Genomic DNA, 23,271 nt, shown 5'->3' with positions numbered 1-23,271 from the left:
TAAGGCCCTACCTTTCCCTACCGCAAGGGCACGAGGCCATCGGCACTCTTCCATGCCCCTAGGCCGCCTATGGCTGCTCCTGCGGCATCGATAGCTGCACGAACGATGGGCGTCAGGATTTTTCTGAGGCCCAGGGTTACCGCAGATGCGCCAGCAGGCACCAAAGCGAGGATCACGTTGACAATGCAGTCGACGTTGACTCCAGAGGCAAGACATCCCAGAACCGCTCCCGCGATTCCCAGAACTGCAGACGCAATGGCGCCGATTATCGCGCCCCCTGGACCTGCAAACAGTGCCGCGAAACCAAGTGCACCGCTGATAACCCCCAAGATATTGCTCCAAGTCTGGAGTTGCTTTCGAAGTTCTTTTGCCTCTGGAGCGTGGCGTGCCTGCTCGTCGTTCTGGCTGTTGGGCCCGACCGGCTTCTGCTTCTCGGGAGACGGTTGGATGCGCGGAGGTTGCGGTGCGACGGGCGGTTTGTCGAATCTCACTGCCACCTGCGCTGGTTCACAATGTGGACGAGATCCTTGACGGCATCCCTGTTCCTTGGCTGTCCCTTCCCGCGCATGATTTCGAACGGCAACAGAACCCGATCCTGGCCAGTATCGACAACGAGGACGAGCACACGTCCAGAGTCGATCGTCGCGATCTTCCTGCCGTCCCACACCCCGACGATGCTCGATATCGGAAGCTCGAACACAGTGCCCGGCCGCCAGCGACCGGCCGAAAGCGTCACAGCGTCCGCACTGATATCGAGACGTGCAGCCTGGGTCGTGTGCGGCATTGGTCTCCCCGGCCAAAGGATGCTGCTGGACACGAGTAGGTACTCCTCCCACACCACTCGGGCCGAAGTGACGTTCTGCTGACGCGACTCGTGATTGGGCGCCGACGGCACCTCGGCAGCGGTCCGCAAGTCGTTCGGCAAGGAGGGAACACCGTAAGGGTTTCCACGATTGCTGTTCCGCGAAATCTGAGACTCAACCAGGTCGCTGGCGTACAAACGGCGAATTCTGTTCGACATGAAGAGGTAGCCCGGGAAATGAATCCACGCAATGTGGATCCAGGCCGGGGGAACGACGAAGGCCGCGATCACCACGAAAAACAAAAAGGGGTGGGCCGGGAGGAGCGGCCAACGCAACAGAGCGGCCGCCATGCCGACAACAACGAAGACGGACCAGGTCACTACTGCAATGATCCGAACTCTCTGGCGCCTTTGCGTCCACGTCCAACGATCAGGCATTCGAAACCAAGCCTCCCAGGGTGAGAAGGAGCCTGCCAGATCGAAGTTGACTCCCACACCGGCGGCTACTCGTTCGAAGGCTCGAACCGCATCCAAGGTTTCCCGCCGCGTCAATCCTTGGATGAAGTCCTTCGCCAGAGACCGCCTTACCCCAATCGCTGCAGCGATCGCGCCAAGTGGGCACCCAGCAATACTGAAGCCATTGAAAGTGCTGAAGGCCGCATCGGCAGGGCTGGCAGCGCCACACGTCTGCAACCCCACTTAGATGGCGCCGACGATTGCGGCAACAATGAACGCAAGCGACGCGCCTATCGAGATCAGGCAGATAGCAATCACGAATGCCAGGCCGTTGCCTTTCCGCCCAACCACCTCACCGCCGTTCAACGTCAGGGCACGGTGCCATCCCGTCATCACTGAACCGCGGACCTGCGCGATGTGCAGGCGCTCCTGAATCTGACGCAAGTGGTCCAGCTGACGCTCAGTCGGGAGAGGCGTGGTCCAGTTGCCATAGACGGACAGTACGTAGGGCTCTTCGGCTCCGAGAAGGGTGATCACAAGCGAGCCCAGCACCGTGAACCTGCAAGTGACGCGGGATGCCGGAGATCGGAATACAAGGCCGCGATCGTTTCGCAGCTCGAGCATCCCCGCTTCGAGAGTCAGGATGCAGGATTCCCACCGTGCGCCGTTCAGCTTGCTCTTGTTCCAGAGGATTATCGAGGCGAAGTCCATCAGTGCTTACAGCTCCCGGGCTCGATGGTGCAACCCATTCCCGTTATCAGGTTGAATAGGTCGGTCGAATTGCCAAGCGCGCTCATCCCGCCGTCGAAGGCTTGAAGCAATATTGGAACCAACTGCCCCAACGCCTTCTTGACCGCGACAGCGACACCGAGACCAAATCCCGCGCCCGCCACAGCAGCGCCAATGATGTTGAGTATGCACGACGCATTGATGGTCGGCGTGCACGCCAAGAAGGCGGAAACTGCGCCTGCAATTGCGCCGACAACCTTCGCAATTAGGCCGACTGGACCGGGCGCGTATCCAAGGATGCCCGCAACAAACCCGACGATCCCAAGGACGTTGGAGACAACCGCTTTCCAATCTACGTCATGCCGATCCTGGATGTTGTTCTGCGAGTTGGGCCCGACCGCCTTCGGCTTCTCCACCTTTGGGGTCTCGCGGGGGTACTGCGGTGCGACGGGTGGTTTGGAGCGGTCTGCGACGTTGGTGTGCGCCTGCACAGGAGTCGCACCACAGCCCACCGGGAGGGCATCGGATTTCGGGTTGACGCGTGCGCAGAGGTTGCCGTCGATGTCGAGGTTGCTGGTCGGGTTGTTCCAGGCGTACCCGTATCGGTGCTGCGACCGCGGCTCATCCGTGGTCCCATGCCACGGGTCCTGGCTTGTCCAGGCAGCCGCAGACGGGTCGTAGGCGCGCGCGTAATAGTGGTTCAGGCCCTGGGTGGGGTCCGTGGTTTCACCGGTGAAGTTCTCCGGGGCCGACCAGCCGCTGGTCTCGAACTGCTGAGCACCCCAGTCGTCGTAGGACGACAACTGAGTGATCGACGCACCGGTCGCACCGGCGACGGTGGAACCCAACCGGTCCAGCAGATCCCAGGTCGCCTCCCCGTTCGCGGTGACATGCTCGGCCAACGCACCCACCGCGTCCCGGATCAGCGTCGTCGTGCCCGCACCAGTCGTGGTCGACTGCACGGGATCCAGGCCGTCGAAGCTCGTACGCGTGGTGGAGGTGCCGTACCGAGTCTGCTCCGTCGCCGTGGTGCGGCGACCCAGACCGTCGTAGCCGTACGAGGTGGTCCGGCCCTCCCGGCTCACCTGCGTGGTCTGGCCGGCCGGGTTGTAGCCGAATCGGGTCGCGGTTCCGCCCACCGACTGCGAGACACGGTTGCCGGCGCCGTCGTAGGAGTACGACGCGATCCCCGCCGCGACGCCCCGACCGCGGCCGGCCGTCTCGGATTGGGTCAGTTGGTTGGCGTCATTGAACGTCGCCTGCTGACGGAAATCGCCATCCTTCGCGCCCGAGCGCGACCACCCGGTGCGATTCCCAGCCGGATCGTACGCGTACGTGTTCTTCTCACCCGACGACGACCTGGACGCAGTCAGCCGGTCCAACGAGTCATACGCATAGGTCACCGTCGACTTCTTCACCGAGACCGGCTTCACCGGCACGTCGGAGCCGGCCTCCGCCAACTGGTTCGGCGCCGACTGGATCGACCGCGATGCCGCGACAACGTTGCCGTTTCCGTCGTAGGTGTACCCGTACGAGAGCGAGCCGCCGTCAGCCACCGGATGTGCGGGAGCGGGCACCGCCCGACCGTTCAGGTAGGCGTCGGTGCTCTCACAGAGCGGGGCCGAGCTCGTCGACCGGGCGCGCGCACCGAGGTAGCCCGCGACGCCCGTGCACTTCGTTGCGGATGCATCACCCTTCGCATAGGGCGCGGCGGTCGGAGTCGGCGACGGCGTGGACGGTTTTGCCGGCTGCGGTGTCGTGTGGGTGATCCCGGTCACCCGGTCGGCGGCGTCATAGGCGTACCGACTGGTCACGCCCGTCGAGCGTGTCTGCTCCGTCAGAAGCCCTGCCGCATCCCACCGGTAGGACAGGGAGCCCCACGGCGACGATTGCGACGTCGCGTTGCCCGCCTGGTCGTAGGTGTACGCGAGCTTCTGGCCCGTGGGCAGCGTCACCTGAGTGGTCTGACCTGCCTTGTCGTAAGCGGTCGACAGCCTGCCGCCCTGCTGGTCCACCTGCGTCGTCGTGCGCCCGTCCTCGTCGTAGACGAAGCCGGTGACGCCACCCGGGTCCTTCACCGCGATGAGATTCTGATCGGCGTCGTATTCGAAGGTCGCTACGGCGCCGGCCGCGTCCTGCCGTGTCACGCTTCCGCGACGGTCGTAGCTGTACGCCGTCGTCGCGCCGGTCCCGGCGACGACCGACGCCGTCCGGCCCGCCGCGGTGTAGGTGGTCCTGGTCGTGTTGCCGACGGCGTTGCGTTCACTCGTGACCCGGCCGGCGGCATCCACCGTGTACGTGGTGGCATGACCGTTCGGATCGGTGACTCGGGCCAGATTGCCGTCGGGGTCATACGCGTAGCCGGTTGTGACGTTCGCGGTCGGAGTGGTCTTCCCGCCCTTCGAGTAGGCCTCGACCACCGCGGTCAGTTGGCCCGTGGGGTCGTAGCTGTAGCGCGTCGTGCTGCCATTCGGCGTCGACACCGAGGTCTGCTGGCCGGCGGCATCGTAGCCGTATGAGGTGACGGCGCCGGTCGGGTCGGTCACCGATATCTGCCTGCCGTCTGCATCGAACGCGAACCGCGTCGTGTGACCGTTGGGATCGGTCACCGACGTCGGCTGCCCGGCGGCGTCGTAGTCGTAGGTCGTGACGTTGCCTGCAGGGTCGGTCGTGGACGCGACCTGGCCCGTCGGCGTGTAGGCGGTGCTCGAGATCCGGCCCAGCGGATCGGTGGTCGTGGTCAGGTTTCCCGCCGGGTCGTACGCGAAAGAGGTGGTCTCGCCGAGGGGCGACGTGGATGCGGTGATGCGACCGGCCGCGTCGTAAGCGAAGACCGTGGCATGACCATTGCGGTTCGTCACCGACGTGAGGTTGCCATCGACGTCATACCCGTAGTCCGTGTGCTTGCCCAAGCCGTCCGTGATCCGGGTGACCCGATCCAGCACGTCGTACGTGTAACGGGTCCGGACGCCGTCCGGATCGACCTGCTGAACCATTCGGCCGACAGCGTCGTAGCCGTAGCGCGTTGTCGCGCCGGTCGCGTCCTTCTGCTCGGTGAGGTTGCCCATGGCGTCGTACCGGTAGGTGGTCGTCGCGCCGCTCGGTGACGTGACCGACGTCACGTTCCCTACGCCGTCGTATGCCCGGGTCCAGGTCCCGCCGTTGGCATCGGTCGTCGTGGTCACCCGGTCCTGGCCGTCTGTCGCGTACGTCGTTGCGGCGCCGAGGGGATCCTTCTGGCCCAGCAGAGAGTCCTCGGAATCGTATGAATAGGCGATCGACCCTCCGCCCGGGCTGGTCGACGACGTGAGATGGAAGAGCGCGTCCCACGCGAACGTGCTCTTCGCTCCGAGGGGATCGGTGACCGCGGCGACGTGATCGTTCGGCTCGTAGCTGTAGGCGGTCACGCCGCCTGCGGCGTCGCTTACCTGCGTCAGCCGGTCGCCGCTGTCCCACACGTAGGCGGTCGCCTGGCCGTTCGGGTCCGTCACGGAGGTGATGCGGCCGGCACCGTCGTACGCGTAGCGGGTGATGGCTCCGGTTGGGTCGGTGACCGTCGTGACGTTGCCCGACGCGTCGTGGCCGTAGGTCGTCGCGGCGCCCGACGGCTGCGTGACGGAGACGAGGTTGCCGCTCGCGTCGTACCGGTTCGTGACGGTGGTTCCATCGGGCTGATGGATCGCCGTGAGGCGACCGGCCCCGTCGTATTCGTATGCCCACGTCCGGGCGGCACCCTTCGCACCGCCGGGGTCCGTCTTCGTCGCGACACGACCCGAGGGTGTGTAGGTGTACGTGGTCACTCGGCCGTTGGGGGCGGTCTCGGTCAGGATGTTGCCGGAACCGTCGTACGTGTACGTCGTGGTGTGCGCGTTCTCGTCCGTCGAACGCGTGACGTCATTCTGGCCGTCGAAGCGGAACGATGCCGTCGAGCCGTCAGGATGCTTCACCTTCGTCACCCGGAACGAAGCGTCGAAGGAGTAGACGCTGACCCGTCCGAGGGTGTCGGTATAGGTCGTCTGGCCCGGGGTGGAGTAGTCGAGCGTCCGGAGCTTCCCCGCTGCATCCCACTGTTTGGTGATCCTGCCGGCGGAGTCGTACTCGTTCTTCAGATACTGCGTGCCTGTCGCATCGATCGCCGTCACCAGCTGATGCGTGGCGTCGTAGCCGAAGCGATGCGTCCGCCCGTCCGGGAGAGTCACGGTGGTGAGGTCACCCGCCGCGTCGTACGACAGCGACCACCGGTCTCCGCCGGGTCGGACGAAGGCCGCCACGCGACCGACGGCATCCGATTCGACCTGAATCACCTGGCCTCCGGGGACGGTGATCGAGCTCAGCGGCGCGAACTGGTGCACCTCGGGATTCGCCGGGCCATAGCTCAGCGCGGTGGTGTTCCCGCTCGCGTCCGTGTGAGAGATCAACTCGCCGATGCCCTCGATGTCGCCGGCATCGAAAACCCACGACTCGCCGGAGACATCCTTCAGCTGCAGGTGTCCGCCGGGTTGTTCGGAAAGTGTCTGATGCAACCCCGGTTCCGCGGAGTAGCCTCCGTGGCCGTCCGGCGCGAAGACGAAGCTCGCTCCGTCGCCCCGGACCACCATCACGCTGCCGTCGCTGAACCGTTGGGCTCGCGCGCCCAGACCGAACGACCATCCCGCCCCGACGCGGGAGAGCCGGCCGTCCTGCGAGTTGTAGAAGAGAGTCAGTTCGGTGGTGGATCCGCCGAGCCCGGGCAAGGAGAAGAGCTTCTCCTGCTCCACGAGATTGCCGGTGGAGAAGGAGAACGGTTCGCCGCCGTAGGTGAGGTAGTTCTGCAGTCCGAGCATGCGCCAGCGGGCGATCTCCGCGGCCGTCGGCGGCGCGGGCCAGCCGCCGGTGACGGGGTCGGTGCAGTCGAAGCCCTGCGTCTCGAGCCATTTACCCAAGCCGGTGAGCACTCCGCTTGCGATGTAGGAGAAGCCGGCATCCGCCATCGCGCGGTCGAGGTTGTTGTCGAGGAACAGGGCTTCGAGATGCGTGAACGCCCCGGGCACGCCGTCGAACTCGCTGCCGGGGAAGTTGCCGTTGTTCCCCATGTTCTTCGCCGGTCGCGTCGTATAGGTGGGCAGGTTCCCGACAAGCGAGTTCGACAGCGCGTCGTCAGGAGCCCTTCCGCGCGAGTAGACCTGAGAGCCGCCCAGCGCGGGATCGGCGCCACCCCACGATTCGCCGTCGAGAGTGTTGAAGCCGATGCCCAACGTCGCAACCGGGCTCGACGCCGTGATCATGCCGGCTCGCGTCTCCCGGCTGATGAACGGGACGGACGGATCTTCACGGGTGATCACGACCGAGGCGCGGCAGTCCTGCCGCAGAAGCGCTGCCACCTGCTGGGCCAGCCGGATGTTGTATCCGAGCTCTGAGACGGGCGGCGCCGGCGTCGTCACATGGCCCTCATCATTGTCCGGGTCGAGAACGACGACCGGGCCCGGCGGCGGGACGAACTTGATGCCGATGACGACGAACTGCGAGAGGTGCGTGGACTCCCCTCGCACCACACCCTTCTTCTCGTCGTAGTACGACGGCAGGGCCGCCCAGGGCTCGCCCGCCTTCTCACGGGTGTAGATCTTCAAGCTCGACGGGTCGACGCCCTGCGCCTCGATCGCATCCGTGTCCGGTGCGATGGAGAGCGCGACTCCGGGGACGATGTTGGAGACGATCGGGCCTTTCTTCCCACCGCCACGAGTGTGAACGCGCTTGGCCGGGAAAGCGGTGTGGGGTTCACCCGCCGCGTCGGTCGCGCTGATCTGAACCGGCTCGGAGACCGGGATTCCGCCTCCTGGCTGCTCCGCCCGCGCGGACACGAGGGCGTCTCGTGCGGCCGCGCCGACGGAGACGGACAGTTCTCCGGGCAGATCGTTGCCGGAGAACGTGGCCGAGACACCCGCGTCCTTTGCGGAGATCGTCACTTCTGCGTCCGGTCGGACGGTGCCCTCGGTCTCGGGCGCCGGCGGCTGCGTCGCGGCCGCGATACGGACCGCGGATTCCGTCGCCGCAGCGCGGACCTCGGCGAGCGTCGCGGCGGCGGTACGCCGCGCCGTCTCCCAGGGCGACGCCTCTGCGGGGGTCGCCGTGCCGCTGACGGTCAGCGCGGTGATCGCCGTCGCGGCCACGAGGCCGCGCAGGATGGTTGCGCGCATCAGACGACCGCGTCCGTGCGAACGGCGGCGGCGAACAGGTGACGCTTGCGCGCCAGAACCAGCCCCGTGGCGATCAGCCCGGCGGCAAGTGCGGCGATCAGCCAGATCGCGATGGTCGCCCCCGTGCTGGCCAGACCGTCTCTTCCGATCACACAGGCGGCCAGTTCGATCGCGTCGGACACACCGTCGGCGTCGTAGTCCTCATGCCCGGTCGCGCACGCGGTCGTACCGCAGATGACGACCGACGCCCAGCGCGGAACTCCGTTGCCGTTGAGGTCGGCGTTGCCCGTGTAGCACGTTGAAGACCCGCACACGATCTGGCGGGCGAAGTCCGGGATGCCATCGCCGACGGAGTCCTTCGTCGGGGATGCGCACGCGGTCGTGCCGCACGCCAGGACCTCGACCCAGTCGGGGACGCCGTCATCGTCGCGGTCCTCACGACCGGATGCGCAGGTGGCGGATCCGCAGACGGCCCGTTCCACGGTGTCCGGGACGGTGTCGCGATCGGCGTCGCAGGCGGAGACGTCCGCCGTGGCGGGACATGGCGCCGCCGCGGATGTGATTGCCGTGGCCGCGAGCGGCGCAGCAGCCAGCGTCAGCCCGGCGCAGAGCAGCGCCGTGGCGAGGACGGAGAGAAGCAGCCGGGAAGCTGCGGAGGGGAGATGAGAAATGCGCCGCACACTAAGTACGACGCACCTCGTTCGCGTTCATGACGCGAATATCAGATAGAAGATTACGGCACGCTGACCGAAGCTCCCAGGAAGGGCAGAGCAGCCTGCTTGAAGCCGCGGGCGCTCAACGTGGTGACGTGGTTGCGGCGCGGCAGCACGACGAGCTCGGCGCTCAGCAGACGCGCGGCCTCGTCGGCACCGTCCGCCACGGGATCCGCATCGCCGACGACGAGCATCGTGGGGACGGAGCTCGCCAGCGGGAGCGGATGCGCGGCCATCCCCGCGGCGCAGGCCGCGAGCGCCTCGCGATCGACGCCCGGAGCCTGGCGGAGGGAGGCGAGCAGCGGTGCCAACGGGCTGGCGGGGTCGAGCGCGGAGGCGTCGTCATGGAGGGCGGACTGCACCGCCGAGACGCCCCAGTGACCGAACTGCTCGACCGTGCCGACGCCGCCGATCACGAGCCGGCGCACGCGGTCGGGCGCGAGTGCGGCGAGCGCGAGCGACACCCAGCTGCCCATCGAGTAGCCCATCACATCCACGCGTTCGACATCCTGCTCGTCGAGGACGGCCAGGAGGTCGCCGGCGAGGATGTCGGGCGAGTACGCGTCGGCGTCGTGCGGCGCCTCGCTGGCGCCGTGACCGCGGAGGTCCGGGACGATCGCGCCGCGACCCGCCTCGGCGAGCGCACGGATCCAGCCGGTCGCGTCCCAGGTGAGCGAGCCGGTCGACGCGAAGCCGTGGACCAGCAGCACGGGGTCGTCGCCCGGGTGCCTGTCGACGTGGATGCGCATCCCGGGTCAGTCCTCCGGCAGCGAGAGGCGGACGCGGCGGCGCGGGGCCTCCTCCGTCGGGACGGTGCCGACGATGCCGGCCTGGTCGTCCTCGACGGTGAACGTCACGAGAGGGGCGCCCACCTCGAGCGCCTCGCCCTCGGCGACGTGGAAGCGCGCGACCACACCGGACTGCGGGGACGGCAGCTCGACGGCCGATTTGGTCGTCTCGACCTCGACGAGGGGCGCGTTGCGCTCGACGTGGTCGCCCTCGGCGACCAGCCACTCCAGCACGGTCGCCTCCTGCAGGCCCTCACCCAGGTCGGGGAGGTCGAAGGTTCGTTCAGCCACGGCGGTACTCCAGGGTCTTCTGGACGGCGTCCAGGATGCGGTCGATGGACGGCAGGTACTCATCCTCCAGCACCGGCGACGGATAGGGGACGTCCCACCCGGTGACGCGCTGGACGGGTGCCTTCAGGTCGTCGAAGCAGCGCTCGGTGATGAGGGCGCTCACCTCGGCGCCGAGCCCGGCGGTGAGCGGCGCCTCGTGCACGACGACGGCTCGGCGGGTCCGTGCGACGGAGGCGGCGAGCCCGTCGGCGTCGATCGGCTTGAGCCAGCGCAGGTCGACGACCTCGATCTCCACGCCGTCCTCGGCGCCGAGCTCCGCCGCCTGGAGGCAGCGGGCGACCATGGCACCCCACGCCACCAGGGTGACGTGCTTTCCCGGACGGACGACGCGAGAGGTTCCGACGGGCAGGCGCTCCTCCGGCTCGTCCAGCGAGACCGGCTCCTTGTGCCAGTAGCGCGACTTCGGTTCGAGGAAGATGACCGGGTCCGGGTCGTCGATCGACTGCCGCAGCAGCGTGTAGGCCTCAGCCGGCGTCGAGGGCGCCACGACCTTCAGGCCGGGGACGTGCGCGAACAGCGCCTCCAGACTTTCGCCGTGGTGCTCGGGCGCGCGGATGCCGCCGAAGCTCGGCAGTCTCAGCGTGATCGGCATCCCGAACGCGCCGCGGCTGCGGTAGTGCATACGCGCCACCTGGTTCACGATCTGGTCGACGGCGGGATAGGAGAAGCCGTCGAACTGGATCTCCGGCACCGGCCGCCATCCGGCCATCGCGAGCCCGACCGCCATGCCCATGATCCCGGACTCGGCGAGCGTGGTGTCGAACACGCGGTCGCCGCCGTACTTGGCCTTCAGGCCGTCCGTGACCCGGAAGACGCCGCCGAGGGTTCCGACGTCCTCACCGAAGACGAGGGTGCGGTCGTCGGCGGCGAGCGCGTCGTCGAGCGCGCGGTTCAGGGCGCGCTGCATCGTGCTGAGCTCAGCCAAGGCGAGACTCCTCCCAGGCTCGGCGTTGCCCGAGGAGGGCGGCGGGCGGGTCGGAGAAGACGAAGTCGAACATCTCCTCGGCGGGGCGTCCTCCGAGGGCGGCGACGTCGTCGCGCACCCGGTCGGCGAGGGCGCCGGCGGTGTCGGCGACCTCGGCGAAGAACTCGTCCCCGACGGTCCCGGTCTGGCGCAGCTGCTGCTCGCACAAGGCGAGCGGGTCGCGCGCGAGCCAGCTCTGCTCCTCGTCGAGGGTGCGATATCGACCGGGGTCGTCGGACGTGGAGTGCGGGCCCATGCGGTAGGTCATCGCCTCGATGATGGTCGGTCCGCCGCCGGTACGGGCGCGCTCGAGGGCTTCGGTGGTCGCGTCGTAGACGGCGAGGACGTCGTTTCCGTCGATGCGCACGCCCGGCATCCCGTATCCGGCGCCGCGCGCCGCGACGGACCCGCCGGCGACCTGCTGCTCGGTGGGCACGGAGATGGCCCAGCCGTTGTTCTGGCAGAAGAACACGACGGGGAGCTGCGAGACGGCCGCGGTGTTCATAGCCTCGTGGATGTCGCCCTGCGAGCTGGCGCCGTCGCCGAAGTAGGCGATCGCCACTCCCCCGGTGCGGTCGAGCTTCGCGCCGAGCCCCCAGCCGACGGCGTGGGTGACGGCGCCGCCGACCACGGCGTTGATCGGGGCGAGCCGTGCGGTAGCCGCATCCCAGAGTCCGCCGTGCCAGGCGCCCTGGTGCGATGCCAGGTACGCCACCGGGTCGACGCCCATGGCGACCGCGACGCCGAGCTCACGGTAGGTCGGGAAGGCGAAGTCGCGGGTGAGATCGAGGGCGGCGGCGCTGCCCACCTGGGCGGCCTCCTGACCGCGCATCGGGGCGTAGCCGGGGATGATGCCCTGGCGCTGCATCGCGACCCCGTCGAGGTCGAGGCGCCGGACGGTCGCCATCGTCCGGTACAGCCGCCGGAGCAGCGCTGCGTCGTCGGGGCGCGCCGCGGCGGCGCGCTCGGTGGTGGTCATGGTCATGACGCCACTTTCGCGCACCGCCCACGATCGAGCAACACGCACAGTCCGAGCTGGTCAGACTGTCCGATCAGGACGAAACTTCGGCCCTCTCGCTATGCATCTTGCTACGCGAGAGCTTCGACGGCCACCAGATGGCGCGGCCGATGTCGTACGACACAGCCGGGACCAGCAGGGAGCGCACCACCACGGTGTCGAGGAGCACACCGAACGCGACGATGAACGCGATCTGCACGAGGAACAGGATCGGGATGACGGCGAGCGCCGCGAACGTCGCAGCCAGCACGATCCCGGCCGACGTGATGACGCTGCCCGTCAGTCCCAGACCGCGCAGGATGCCGGGCCGCGTTCCGATGCGCAGAGACTCCTCCCGCACCCGGGTCATCAGGAAGATGTTGTAATCCACGCCCAACGCCACCAAGAAGACGAACCCGAACAACGGCACCGCCGCATCCGCCCCCGGGAAGCCGAAGACGTGGTTGAAGACGAGCGCCGAGACGCCGAGCGCCGCCGCGTACGACAGCACGACGCTGCCGATGAGGATCACCGGCGCGACGATCGACCGGAGCAGCAGCATCAGGATGAGCAGGATCACCGCGAGCACGATCGGGATGATCTTGATCAGGTCGCTCTGCGCCGTCTTGTTGGTGTCGAGCGCGATGGCGGTGACTCCGCCCACGAGCACCGAGCCGTCGGTCGACAGCGATTCGCGGAGTCCCTTCACGACCTTCTCGGCTTGAGCGGAGTCGGGCTCCGAGGCGAGGGTCGCCTGGATCAGCACGTGGCCGTCCTTCACGACGGGGTCGGCCGGAGCGCCGGGCTGGGGCCGGCCTCCTCCGGTGTAGAAGGCGGCCGAGGCGATACCGTCCGTCTTCTCGGTCGCGGTGAGCACGGCCTCCGCTTCGCTCTCCGGCGCGACGATGAGCACCGGCGAGCCGGAACCCGCGTCGAAGTGCTTGGCCACCACGGCCTGACCGTCGACGGCATCGGACTGCGACAGGATGACGTCGGTCTGCTGCACGCCGTTCGCCTTCAGTTGCGTGAGCCCCAGGGCACACGCCACGAGCAGGACGAACGACACGATCCAGGTGACGCGCGGGCGACGGGCGATGAGACCGCCGACGCGCCGCCATATCCCGCGAACCCCTTCCAGGCCGGTCAGCGTGGTGCCGTCGGCGTGCTTGTGCGCGCGCTCGCCGACGACCGGCCGGAACGGCCAGAACGACGCCCGCCCGAACACGGCGAGCAGGGCGGGGAGGAAGGTCAGCGCCGAGAACAGGGAGAAGACGATGCCGATCGCCGCGATCGGTCCGAGGCTCTTGTTCGAGTTCAGGTCGGAGAAGAGCAGGCACAGCAGAGCCAGGATCACGGTCGCACCGGAGGCGACGATCGGCTCGAACGACGCCTTCCACGCGCGCAGGATGGCCACCCACCGCGACTCCTCGACCTCGAGCGCCTCCCGGTAGCGCGAGACGAGAAGCAGCGAGTAGTCGGTCGCCGCACCGATGACGAGGATCGACAGGATGCCCTGGCTCTGGCCGGACAGCTTGATCCATCCCCAGAGGGCGAAGAGGTAGACGATGAGGATCGCAGCGCACAGGGCGAAGACCGAGGTCAGCAGCACCAGGAACGGCAGGAGAAGGGCTCGATAGACGAGCAGGAGGATGACGAAGACCGCCGCGACGGCGACCAGCAGCAGGATGCCGTCGATGCCCCCGAAGGCGTTCACGAGATCCGCAGTCAGGCCGGCCGGACCGGTGACCCATGCCTGGGCACCCTCGGGCACGGCGTCGTCTGCCACAGTGCGGAGGTCGGCGACCACGGTCTTCAGCTCGTCGGAGTCGGAGATCGGGACGATGTACTCGACGGCGCGCCCGTCCTCGGACGGGATGGGGCCGGCGACGCTCGTGGTCTGCCCCTCGGGTGCCGGCTCCACACCGTCGACTCCGCCCAGCTTCGTGCCGAGATCGGCGTAGGTGGTGCCCAGTTCGCTCTTCGGGATGCTCTCGTCGGCCTCGACGACGACGATCGCCGGGATGGAGCCGGAGTCCGTGAAGCGCTTCTGCCAGTCCTGCACCTCGGTCGACTCGGCACTGGCCGGGAGGAACGCCGCCTGGTCGTTGCTGGAGACACCGGACAGCTTGCCGAAGGTGGGACCGCCGATACCGGCGAGTACGAGCCAGATGAGCACCAGCACGGTCGGCACCACGATGCGCAGCCAGCGCGCCGGCACCCGTGCCGGTGCGGTCCGCTCGGGGGCTTCCTTCGACACTTCGCCTCCTGATTACTAGATGAGCTAGCAATCACAATACCGTGGATGCGGCCGAGCGTCCACGCGGAGGCCCGCGGGCGTCAGTCCACCAGTTCCGCCCCTGCGTGCGCCAGCTCCGCGAGCGCCGCCTGCGACGACGTCTCCGCCACTCCGGCGACCAGCGAGGTCAGCACGCGCACGTGCTGGCCGTGGGCGAGCGCATCCAGAGCCGACGCCCGAACGCAGTAGTCGGTCGCGATCCCCGTCACGTCGATGGTGTGGATGCCGCGCTCCTCGAGGATCTCGTGCACCGTGGAGCCCTCCTCCGTACGGCCCTCGAAGAGCGAGTACGCAGGAACGCCCTGGCCCTTGCGGACGTGGACCGTCACGCGCGAGGTGTCGAACGCCGGGTGATACTCGGCGCCGGGAGTGCCCGCGACGCAGTGCCGCGGCCAGCTCTCCACGAAATCTGGCTCGTCGTCCGTCGCGAAATGGCCGCCGTTGTCATTGTCGGGGTCGTGCCAGTCGCGGCTGGCGACGATCACCTCGTACTCGTCGGCGTGTTCCTGGAGGAAGGCGGTGACGCCCGCCGCGACCGCGGCCCCTCCGTCGACGCCGAGCGCGCCTCCCTCGGTGAAGTCGTTCTGCACGTCCACGATGAAGAGCGCCTTGCCCATTCCCGTCCTCCCGGTGATGGTCGTCGCTGCGCCGGCCGGCTCAGCCGTTGGAGAGGTTGTCACCGCACTTGTAGAAGCCGGTGACGAGCGTGTCGATCGCCTGTTTCGCGTTGTCGCTCACCGGTCCGAGCGCGAACACGGCGAAGGTCAGGGGTGTGCCGTCGGCCGCGTTGATGATGCCGGAGAGGGTGTACCCGTTGTCGATCCAGCCGGTCTTAGCGAACACCGCGCCGCGCGCGACGGAGTTGGCTCCGGTGAACCGGTTGTAGCCGGGGCCGAGCGTTCCCGACTGGCCGGCCACGGGCAGTCCGTCGTAGACGACGCCGAGGCCGTTCTGGCGGTTGAGCACCTTGATGAACAGCTGCGTCAGGTACGACGGCGGAACGGCGTTGTCGCCGCTGAGGCCGGAGCCGTCGGCGATGTGGATCCCGGAGGTGTCGATCCCGTAGCCCTTCAGCCCGGCGAGCACGCCCGCGTTCAGAGCGTCGAAAGTGTTGCCCGCGCCGTTCTTGATGGCGACGAGGCGGGCGAGCTCCTCCATGATCGTGTTGTCGGAGACCCGCATCGCCTGATCGATCAGTGTCGTGACGGGCTGCGACTGGACGACGCCCAGCTGGCGAGCACCGGCCGGCGCGACGCCCTGGCTCACGCCGACGTTGGTGCCGAGGTACTGCTGGAAGTACTGCACGGCACGACCCACCGGGTCGGTGCTGCGCGGCGACTCGACGGCGGTCGGGTCGTCGCGGTCGCCGTCGACCATGAGAGCGGTCATGTACGGGGTCGAACCCTCGACGACGCGCTCCTCGCGCTCGTCCCAGCTCGGCTGCCAGAAGGGAGCTCCGAAGAGGGTCGCGTCCACCACGATCGAGGTGATCTGCTGGCCGCCCATGGCCTGCTTCACCTGATTGGCGAGGTCCTGGATCTTCGGCGCTCCGGTGTAGAAGGACGCCTGGCCGTCGGGCAGCCGGGAGAGGGTCACGTCCCCGCCGCCGACGATGACGACCTGGCCGGGCGTGCTGCCGGCAACCACCGTCGTCGAGACGCGGTAGTCGGGACCGAGAGTCGCGAGGGCTGCGGCCGACGTGAGCGTCTTGAGAACCGAGGCGGTCGGACCGGGCTTCACGCCGTTGCGGTCGAACAGGGTCTGACCCGTCTTGGCGTTGACGACCTGCGCCTCGAGGTTGCCGAGGCGGCCGTCGGCCGCGAGACCGGCGACCGAGCAGGTGCGGATGCGCGTCGCGGCGGCCTGGTTCGCCGGAACGGGACGCGCCGGGTCGACGGTCGGGGTGGGTGTGGGGGTGGCGGTCGCCGTACGGGTCGGCGAGGGAGTCGCGCTGCTGACGGGTCCCGCCGCGGCTGCCGGCGAGCCGACGGTGGCCCCGAGCGCAACACTGCCGCCTCCGAGCAGCAGGAAGACGACGGCGGCCGCTGCGGCCATCCACGTCTTCGGATGCTTCCGGATCGTCGCGAGCACCCCGGCCGCAACACCCGACAGGCCGGCGGCTTTCGCGGGCCGCGCGGCGGCGCGACGGCCGGAACCTGTGGTCGCGGGCGGCTCCGAGCCGGCTGAGGAGTCGGCGAGCGGAGTGGGAGTGGTCGGGAGGTTCGACGGGTCGGGTCCGGTGACCGGCTGATCCGATTCGTGCATCCGGGTATGTTACCTGGGCTTTCTGAATGCTGCTACGCTCCGTCGGCCGGTGGACGCGGCGATTCCCTCAGACCCAAAAGGGAACGATCCGCGCGCCTGCGGACAGTAGAGGGTATGAGCACGGATGGTTTCGAGGCTGACGGGAGCCGTCCGTCACTTCTTCTTGTGGAGCGCGTCCGGCTTGTGCACGGCCTCCTTGCCGGTCTTGTCGCTCTTCACGAGGAACTGCGGGTCGTCCTTCGACGCCCGTACGGTCCGTCCGGCCGCTTCGGTGTCGTCGGTGAGCTTCTTCTCGACCTCGCCCGGCACATCCACGCCGTGCGAGGACCACTCGACATGGTCGCCATGCTTCAGTTCGTCCGCCATGACCGCAGCCAACCACCGACAGCGACCATGCGCGAGGGTCAGGGCACCGCGGTGACGAGGAAGTTGTCGAAGCGCACCGTGACCGGCGTCGCCGTCGCGGAGGCGGAGAGGTACGCACGGAGGCCGACGCCCCCGGCCGACTGCAGACCTGCCGTCGAGTCGGTCGCCGTGACCTGCCACGCGGCCGGCTCAGCCTGGGTCGACGGCCAGACCTTCGCCCGCAACGTCGTCGGCGAGGAGCCGACCGCCTGGACCCGCAGCGAGAGCTGCTGCCCCGCACTGTAGGTCAATCCGCTGACGGGCACCGCCTGCAGCGTCGTCCCGTTGGCGAGCAGCTGCACCTGCACAGCTCCGCTGGCACTGAGCCAGGCACGACCCTCGTACACGGCCGACCCGAGCTGACGGCCGATCGCCGAGACGAATATCCCGCCGCCGGTCGGGGCGAAGTCCGTCGTGAAGGTGACCGTCGTGTCCGTCCGGCTCGACGACACGCTGCCGAGCGTCTCGGTCCGGGTCGAGCCGGCCGGGACGTTCATCCGTGCGGTGCCGGATGAGACCGTGTAGAAGGATGCCGTGCCCGAGGCGGTCCACGCGCCGCCGACTTCCGCAGATCCCCATCCACTGGTCAGCGTCCGCTCGAAGCCGTCCTTCGCGACCGTGCTTCCGCTGGTCGCTGCGACGGTCACCTGGCGCGTCGTCGACGCCGTGGCGCCCACGTTGTCCGCCACGGTCAACGTGATCGTGTAGGTGCCGGCGTTCGCATAGGTGTGTCCGGCGGTCGCCCCGGTGGCCGTGCCGCCGTCTCCGAAGTTCCAGTTCCACGAGGCGATCGCGCCGTCGGGGTCGCTCGATGCGTTGCCGTCGACCGCGACCGCGAGGCCGTTCGTGCCGGCGGTGAAGCTCGCCGTCGGCGGCTGGTTCGCTCCGCCGCCGAGGATCACGACGCGGTTGCCGGTCCGGGCGATCCGATTCCCGTCGGGGTCCGTGACCGTCAGCGTGTACGTGTGCGCGCTGCCGCCGGCGAGCCCGGTGTCGGTGAAGGACATCCCGGGCCGGTTCCAGAAGGTGGAGGTGCGGGTGACCTGGGAGATGGGATGCGCCGTGTCGCCGTCCCGTGCGAGTGCGTACGTGAGGGAGACGTTGTCCTGGTCGTACGTCGCCGTCCAGCTGATCTTCGCCTGCCCGGCCGTCGGCGACGTGGCGTTCGGTGTCAGCGCCGTGTTGTTGTTCGGGCCCGTGGTGCTGCGCACGACCGAATCGGCCGCGAAGCGGGTGAGCCCGTATTGGGCCGTCCCGTTGACGGCCGGGAACTCACCGCCGACGACGAGGTAGCGGCTGTCCCCCGCAACGCTCCATGCCGCCTGACCCTGACCGGTGTACGACCCCGTCACGTAGTCGGGGAACCAGTTGAGGAGGGTCGGCGACGGCTGGCCGCGGAAGTTCGCGTACGACGAGTTGCCGTCGTTGGTCAGCGTCCCGGTGCGAGCTTTCGAGAACGCGATCGTGTGGTGGAACGTACGCGGATTGGTCTCCGGGTAGCCGCCGACATTGCGGCAGTCATGCGGGTGGCCGGCCGCATACAGCGCATTGTTGAGCGGAACGATCGAGTATGTGTCGCCGTGGCAGTCCTCCAGCCAGATCAGGGCGCCCGTCACGCCGTCCGCCGCGAAACTGCCCTCGAGGTTGCCCCCGCTGCCGAACACGTAACCGGAGCCGTAGACCCGGTCGCTGGTCGCCTGGAGGGAGGTGATGCTGGCGTTCGCTCCGGCATCCCGGACTACGCTGTTCGCGGGGAAGGGCAGAGCCGAGCCGTTCGAACCGCTCAGCATCGCGAGCCCGTAGTGCGCGGATCCGTTGACGTTCTTGAAGCGACCACCGGCGTAGACGCGGTTCCCGTCCGGGCTCACCGCGAGCGCGTCGACCACGTTGTCGGCCGATGCCGACCAGGAGGTGACGAGCGACCCGTTGGAGGCGTCGATCTTGGCGATGTATCCGCGCGAGACGCCGTTCACGCTGGAGAACGTGCCGCCCGCGTAGACGGCCGTGTTCGTCACCGCGAGTGCACGGACCTGGCTCTCCATGACAGGCCGGAAGGAGCTGATGGGTTGGCCGGTGGCCGTGCTGATCGCCACGATGCGGTAGTAGGTGGCTCCGGCTGCCGACGTGAAGTCGCCGCCGATATACACGCGGGAACCGTCGGGGGATGCCGCGATCGCGAGCGCCTGCCCGTTCAGCGGCACGTTGATGCTCGTGATGAGGGCGCCCGTCGTGATGTTGTAGGCGAGGAAGTTGCTCCGCGGGGTGGTGTTCGATCCGGCGGGCGAACCGGCCGGGCGCGCAGTGCCGAACTTGCCCGCGACGTAAACCGTGTCGCCGACGACCGTCTGCGCCCAGGCGACACCGTCGATCTGGACGGTGGGCAGCGCGGTCGCCCCCACGGTGGGCGGAGAGGCGGGATCGTTCGGATCCGGAGGCATGGTGTCCGCCGACGCCGGGCCCGCGACACCTCCCCCGATCAGCAGCAGCGCGCTCAGCACCGCGGTGAACAGCCCGAGCGCACGCGCCCGGCGGGACTTCGATGTTGCATCCATGACAGCCTCGGGCAGACTTGATTGATCCTCAGTTTGTGCCCTCAGGCTACTCCGAGGGGCGCGCATGTGCACGAGGATTCTGTCCGGATGTTCGGAAGAAAGGAAGTGATGGAGCCGCCCAAGGGAATCGAACCCTTGACCTTCTCATTACGAGTGAGATGCTCTGCCGACTGAGCTAGGGCGGCGTGGGCCGGACTTCCGTCCGACGCACAGGAAGATAGCTTACCCGATCATGCGGGGTGCTGCCGACCATGCCGGGACGGGGTCAGCGGACCTGCGTTCCGAGCGCTGAGAGCTGCTCGAACGAGCTGCGCAGGCGGTCGGAGAGCGGCTCGACACCGCCGTGGTCGGCCCAGCAGGACCACGCGTGCCGCATGCCCGCGAACGCGACGTAGGTCACCAACCGGGCGCGCTGGTGCAGGGCTTCCTCGTCGGCGGCAAGAGCCGGGTCGTCGTGTGCGAGGCGGCGCTGGACGACGCCGCTCAGCGCATCCTCGAACTTGTGCATGCTGGCCATGCGAAGCGCGAAAAGCTCCGGGTTGTCCTTGAGGAGGGCCCGGCGGAGGGTGTGCAGCCGGTGGACGCTCTCGGGCGCCTGCGGCGCTTCGGCTTCCCCGTCCACGGTCTCGCCCAGGTCGATCGCGGCGACCAGCAGGGTACTGATTCCGTCGAGGATCGGCTGGCTCGGCCCCGCGGAGATGAACTCCTCGATGGTCTCCTCGTCCGGGAGCTCCGGGAGCTCGCCGATGATGGCGGACTCCTTCGAGGGGAAGTAGTTGAAGAAGGTCCGCGGCGAGACGTTCGCGACGTGACTGATCTCGTCGATCGTCACGCGGTCGAATCCGCGCTCGCTGGCGAGCTCGACGGCGGCGAGCTGGATCGCGCGACGGGTTGCGATGCGCTTCCGTTCGCGGAGTCCGAGCTCGTTCAGCGTGGAATCGGGGGCCACTGACACGACGTCGATTATTTCACTCCCTGCAAAATTGCACCACTCACCCGAACGGCGGACGCCGACGGATCAGCAGGTCTTCCCGTCGGTTGGAACGGTGCCGTTGACGAGGTAGTCGTCCACTGTGTCGTTCACGCAGGAGTTGGACTTGTTGTACGCGGTGTGCCCCTCGCCCTTATAGGTGAGCAGGTGTCCGTTCTGCAGCTCGGAGGCGAGGTTCTTCGCCCAGACGTACGGCGTCGCCGGGTCGTTGGTGGTGCCGACGACGAGGATGGGCGCGGAGCCGTCCGCGGAGATCGGACCGCGCTGCCCGGTCGACTGGTACGGCCAGTTGGCGCAGCCGATGTCGCCGTAGGCCATGTACGGCCCGATCACGGGGGCCGCCTTGGCCAGTTCCGCCGCCTGCTGGCGCATCAGCGCGGGATCGGCGTCGTAGGTGTAGTCCAGGCAGTTGATGGCGACGAACGCCTCGGTGGAGTTATCCGAGTACGTGCCGTCGGCGTCGCGGTTGTTGTAGGTGTCCGCCAGCGAGAAGGCGACGGACGCACTCCCCTTCATGACCGACTCGAACAGCTTGTCGAGGTACGACCACGCGGTCGCGTCGTACAGCGGTGTGATGATCGCCGTCACGAGGGTGTTCGCGCCGAGCTCGCGACCGTCGGAGTTGCGGATCGGGCTCTTCTCGACCGACGCGAGCAGCTGCCCGACCGTGCTCATCGCGTCGTCCACCGTGCCGGTGAACGGGCAGTCCTTCCGGGTCAGGCAGTCGGTCAGGTAGGCGCGCAGCGCGCTCTCGAATCCTTTGGCCTGCACCTCGGTCACGTCGAAGTTCGAGGCGGCGGGATCGAGCGCGCCGTCCAGCACGAGCCGCCCGGTCTTTCCCGGGTACAGCCCCGCGTACACGGCGCCCAGGTAGGTGCCGTACGAGTAGCCGAGGTAGTTGAGCTTCTTGTCGCCGAGCGTCGCCCGGAGCAGATCGAGGTCGTGCGCGGCGCTGACCGTGTCGACCTTCGGCAGCGGAGCGCCGGTGTTCTTCTTGCACGCCTCGCCGAAGTCCTTGGCGATGGTGGTGTTCTCGGCGATCCACTGGTCGGAGCCGCGCTCACCGGGGGTGATGCCGTACAGGTACTGGTCCATCTGCTCGGCGTCGTAGCACTTCACCGCGGTCGACCGGCCGACACCGCGGGGGTCGAAGCCGACGATGTCGAAGTGCTGCTGGAGGGTGTCGTCGGCGACGAAGTCGACCGAGTCCTTGACGAAGTCGAAGCCGGATGCGCCGGGGCCGCCGGGATTGGTGAGCAGCGACCCCTGCTTGGTCCCCTTCGCGGGCTGACGGATGAGCGCGAGCTCGACGTCGCCCTTGCCGGGGTGGTCCCAGTCGAGAGGGGCTTTGACGGTCGTGCACTGCTTGCCGCCGCTGCAGTTCGTCCAGTGCAGCACCTGGCTGTAGTACGGCTGCAGCTCGGCGGAGACGTCGTCAGGAGCGGGAGTGGACGTCGTCACAGTCTTCGCGGGCAGGAACCAGGTCACGCAGCCGCTGAGGGTCAGGGCGACGACGGCGGCGAGCGCGACGGCCGCGGTGCGGGCGGTGCGCCGTCTCGCGGCCTGGTCGCGTACCGGGGCACGGCCGGGTCGGGTGATCACAGGTCGGTCCCCTTTCGAGCGGTCGTGCCGCGCAGGATGGTGGTCAGCATGGCCTCGAGGGCGAGGGCCGGGGCGACGTTGCCGTCGATGCGTTCGCGCGCGGTCGCGACGGCGTCCATCGCGGCGAGCGTAGCGGCCGGAGTCGTGTGGGTGCTGAGAGCATCCAGTTCGGCGCGCAGCTCGCGGTTCACCAGTTCGCTGTCGCTGCCGAGCTGGATCATCATCACGTCGCGGTACAGCGAGAGCAGGTCGACGAGGATGCGGTCGATGCCGTCGCGGAGGCTGCGGGTCGCTCGGCGCTTCTGGTCCTCTTCGAGCTGGCGCAGCTGGCCGCGGAGCGCCGGCGGGATCGTCCCGCCCGGCTCGATTCCGAGCGAGCGGAGGGCGTGCTCGCGCTCCTCCGCATCACGCTCCTCCGTGATCGCCTTCGCGTCGGCGCCGGCGATCTCCAGCAGGGTCGCCGCCGCAAGGACGGCGTCGGAGACCGAGCGGATTCCGAGGGCCAGCTCGAGCGTCTGCTCGCGTCGGCGGCGGGCCTCCTCGTGGGTTGCGAGGCGATGCGCCATGCCGATGTGGCTCTGTGCGTGGCGGGCAGCGCGCTCGGCGGTCTCCGCATCCACCCCGTCGCGTCGCTGGATGAGGCGGGCGACATCGTCGACGCTGGGCACGCGCAGTCGCACGGTGCGGACGCGGGAGCGGATGGTCGGGAGAAGGTCGGCGTCGCTCGGCGCGCAGAGGATCCAGACGGTCCGCTCCGGCGGCTCCTCGAGCGCCTTCAGCAGGACGTTGGAGGTGCGTTCGGTCATCCGGTCGGCGTCTTCGATCACCATCACGCGGTATCTGCCGACCGACGGCGCGAACTGCGAGCTGGCGACGAGGGCGCGGACCTCGTCGATGGAGATGATGACGCGCTCGGTGCTCAGGACGGCGAGGTCGGGGTGGGTGCGGGCGTCGACCTGACGCCGCGTGGCGAGGTCGCCTTCGGGCGTGCCGGGGCTGAGCAGCGCTGTCGCGAAGGCGTATGCGAGGTTCGATCGGCCGGAGCCGGGCGGGCCGGTGATGAGCCAGGAGTGCGTCATCCCGCGGCCGGGAGCACCGGCTCCGTTGCCTGCGGCGGAGCCGATCGCGGCAGCGCGGACGACCTCGATCGCCTCGTCCTGCCCCGTGAGCTCGTCCCACACCGTCAT

At 68.3% G+C, this 23,271-nt stretch carries 17 protein-coding genes and 1 tRNA gene; all 18 read right to left on the bottom strand.

All coding sequences use genetic code 11. The features are described 5' to 3' along the window. Window positions 1–17: 17 nt before the first annotated feature. The 18 genes from ABIC47_RS08780 to ABIC47_RS08695 all read right to left on the bottom strand — a co-directional run bounded on the left by ABIC47_RS08780 (window position 18) and on the right by ABIC47_RS08695 (window position 23,271). Complete coding sequence (locus ABIC47_RS08780; RefSeq protein ID WP_354479483.1) at window positions 18–491, bottom strand: hypothetical protein; 474 nt, start codon at window positions 489–491, stop codon at window positions 18–20. After that, window positions 488–1,183 carry a hypothetical protein gene (locus ABIC47_RS08775; protein ID WP_354479480.1) on the bottom strand — a complete coding sequence of 232 codons (696 nt, stop codon included), beginning with the start codon at window positions 1,181–1,183 and terminating at the stop codon, window positions 488–490. The genes ABIC47_RS08780 and ABIC47_RS08775 overlap by 4 nt, the downstream gene beginning before the upstream one ends. A gap of 318 nt (window positions 1,184–1,501) precedes the next feature. Then, entirely contained in the window at window positions 1,502–1,969 is a 468-nt protein-coding gene (locus ABIC47_RS08770; protein ID WP_089874705.1) for a hypothetical protein, read from the bottom strand. Then, the gene (locus tag ABIC47_RS08765) at window positions 1,969–8,160 is read right to left on the bottom strand and encodes an RHS repeat-associated core domain-containing protein (protein ID WP_354479476.1); all 6,192 of its coding nucleotides are present in this window, start codon (window positions 8,158–8,160) and stop codon (window positions 1,969–1,971) included. Before ABIC47_RS08765 ends, ABIC47_RS08770 begins: the two co-directional genes overlap by 1 nt. Further along, window positions 8,160–8,840 (bottom strand): hypothetical protein, encoded by a 681-nt coding sequence (locus tag ABIC47_RS08760; protein WP_354479474.1) that lies wholly within the window; start codon window positions 8,838–8,840, stop codon window positions 8,160–8,162. Before ABIC47_RS08760 ends, ABIC47_RS08765 begins: the two co-directional genes overlap by 1 nt. Window positions 8,841–8,893: 53 nt before the next feature. Next, window positions 8,894–9,622 (bottom strand): alpha/beta fold hydrolase, encoded by a 729-nt coding sequence (locus ABIC47_RS08755; RefSeq protein ID WP_354479471.1) that lies wholly within the window; start codon window positions 9,620–9,622, stop codon window positions 8,894–8,896. A gap of 6 nt (window positions 9,623–9,628) precedes the next feature. Further along, window positions 9,629–9,952 (bottom strand): biotin/lipoyl-containing protein, encoded by a 324-nt coding sequence (locus ABIC47_RS08750; protein WP_018189959.1) that lies wholly within the window; start codon window positions 9,950–9,952, stop codon window positions 9,629–9,631. Then, complete coding sequence (locus ABIC47_RS08745; protein WP_354480128.1) at window positions 9,945–10,919, bottom strand: alpha-ketoacid dehydrogenase subunit beta; 975 nt, start codon at window positions 10,917–10,919, stop codon at window positions 9,945–9,947. The genes ABIC47_RS08750 and ABIC47_RS08745 overlap by 8 nt, the downstream gene beginning before the upstream one ends. Window positions 10,920–10,929: 10 nt before the next feature. Then, window positions 10,930–11,961: a thiamine pyrophosphate-dependent enzyme gene (locus tag ABIC47_RS08740; protein WP_089874701.1), complete on the bottom strand. Its 1,032-nt coding sequence runs from the start codon at window positions 11,959–11,961 to the stop codon at window positions 10,930–10,932. A 67-nt stretch (window positions 11,962–12,028) separates the two neighbouring features. Beyond that, window positions 12,029–14,230 (bottom strand): MMPL family transporter, encoded by a 2,202-nt coding sequence (locus ABIC47_RS08735; protein ID WP_354479468.1) that lies wholly within the window; start codon window positions 14,228–14,230, stop codon window positions 12,029–12,031. Between the two features lie 80 nt (window positions 14,231–14,310). After that, window positions 14,311–14,886 carry an isochorismatase family protein gene (locus ABIC47_RS08730; RefSeq protein ID WP_354480125.1) on the bottom strand — a complete coding sequence of 192 codons (576 nt, stop codon included), beginning with the start codon at window positions 14,884–14,886 and terminating at the stop codon, window positions 14,311–14,313. A gap of 40 nt (window positions 14,887–14,926) precedes the next feature. Continuing rightward, window positions 14,927–16,534 (bottom strand): D-alanyl-D-alanine carboxypeptidase/D-alanyl-D-alanine-endopeptidase, encoded by a 1,608-nt coding sequence (locus ABIC47_RS08725; RefSeq protein ID WP_354479465.1) that lies wholly within the window; start codon window positions 16,532–16,534, stop codon window positions 14,927–14,929. 153 nt (window positions 16,535–16,687) lie between these two features. Beyond that, complete coding sequence (locus ABIC47_RS08720) at window positions 16,688–16,900, bottom strand: hypervirulence associated TUDOR domain-containing protein (RefSeq protein WP_354479462.1); 213 nt, start codon at window positions 16,898–16,900, stop codon at window positions 16,688–16,690. A gap of 38 nt (window positions 16,901–16,938) precedes the next feature. Further along, window positions 16,939–19,491: a PKD domain-containing protein gene (locus ABIC47_RS08715; protein ID WP_354479459.1), complete on the bottom strand. Its 2,553-nt coding sequence runs from the start codon at window positions 19,489–19,491 to the stop codon at window positions 16,939–16,941. Between the two features lie 109 nt (window positions 19,492–19,600). Continuing rightward, window positions 19,601–19,676: transfer RNA gene (locus tag ABIC47_RS08710), tRNA-Thr, on the bottom strand. An 80-nt stretch (window positions 19,677–19,756) separates the two neighbouring features. Further along, entirely contained in the window at window positions 19,757–20,446 is a 690-nt protein-coding gene (locus ABIC47_RS08705; RefSeq protein WP_231371085.1) for a TetR family transcriptional regulator, read from the bottom strand. Between the two features lie 63 nt (window positions 20,447–20,509). Continuing rightward, window positions 20,510–22,084, bottom strand: coding sequence for an alpha/beta hydrolase (locus ABIC47_RS08700; RefSeq protein ID WP_354479455.1), 1,575 nt, complete (start codon window positions 22,082–22,084; stop codon window positions 20,510–20,512). Next, window positions 22,081–23,271 (bottom strand): DNA polymerase III subunit delta', encoded by a 1,191-nt coding sequence (locus ABIC47_RS08695; protein ID WP_018189949.1) that lies wholly within the window; start codon window positions 23,269–23,271, stop codon window positions 22,081–22,083. The genes ABIC47_RS08700 and ABIC47_RS08695 overlap by 4 nt, the downstream gene beginning before the upstream one ends.

This window comes from Leifsonia sp. 563 (assembly GCF_040545055.1).
Taxonomy (GTDB): domain Bacteria; phylum Actinomycetota; class Actinomycetes; order Actinomycetales; family Microbacteriaceae; genus Leifsonia.
The sequence above is the reverse complement of the archived record's forward strand: the minus strand, read 5'-3'. Positions and strand labels throughout refer to the sequence as shown.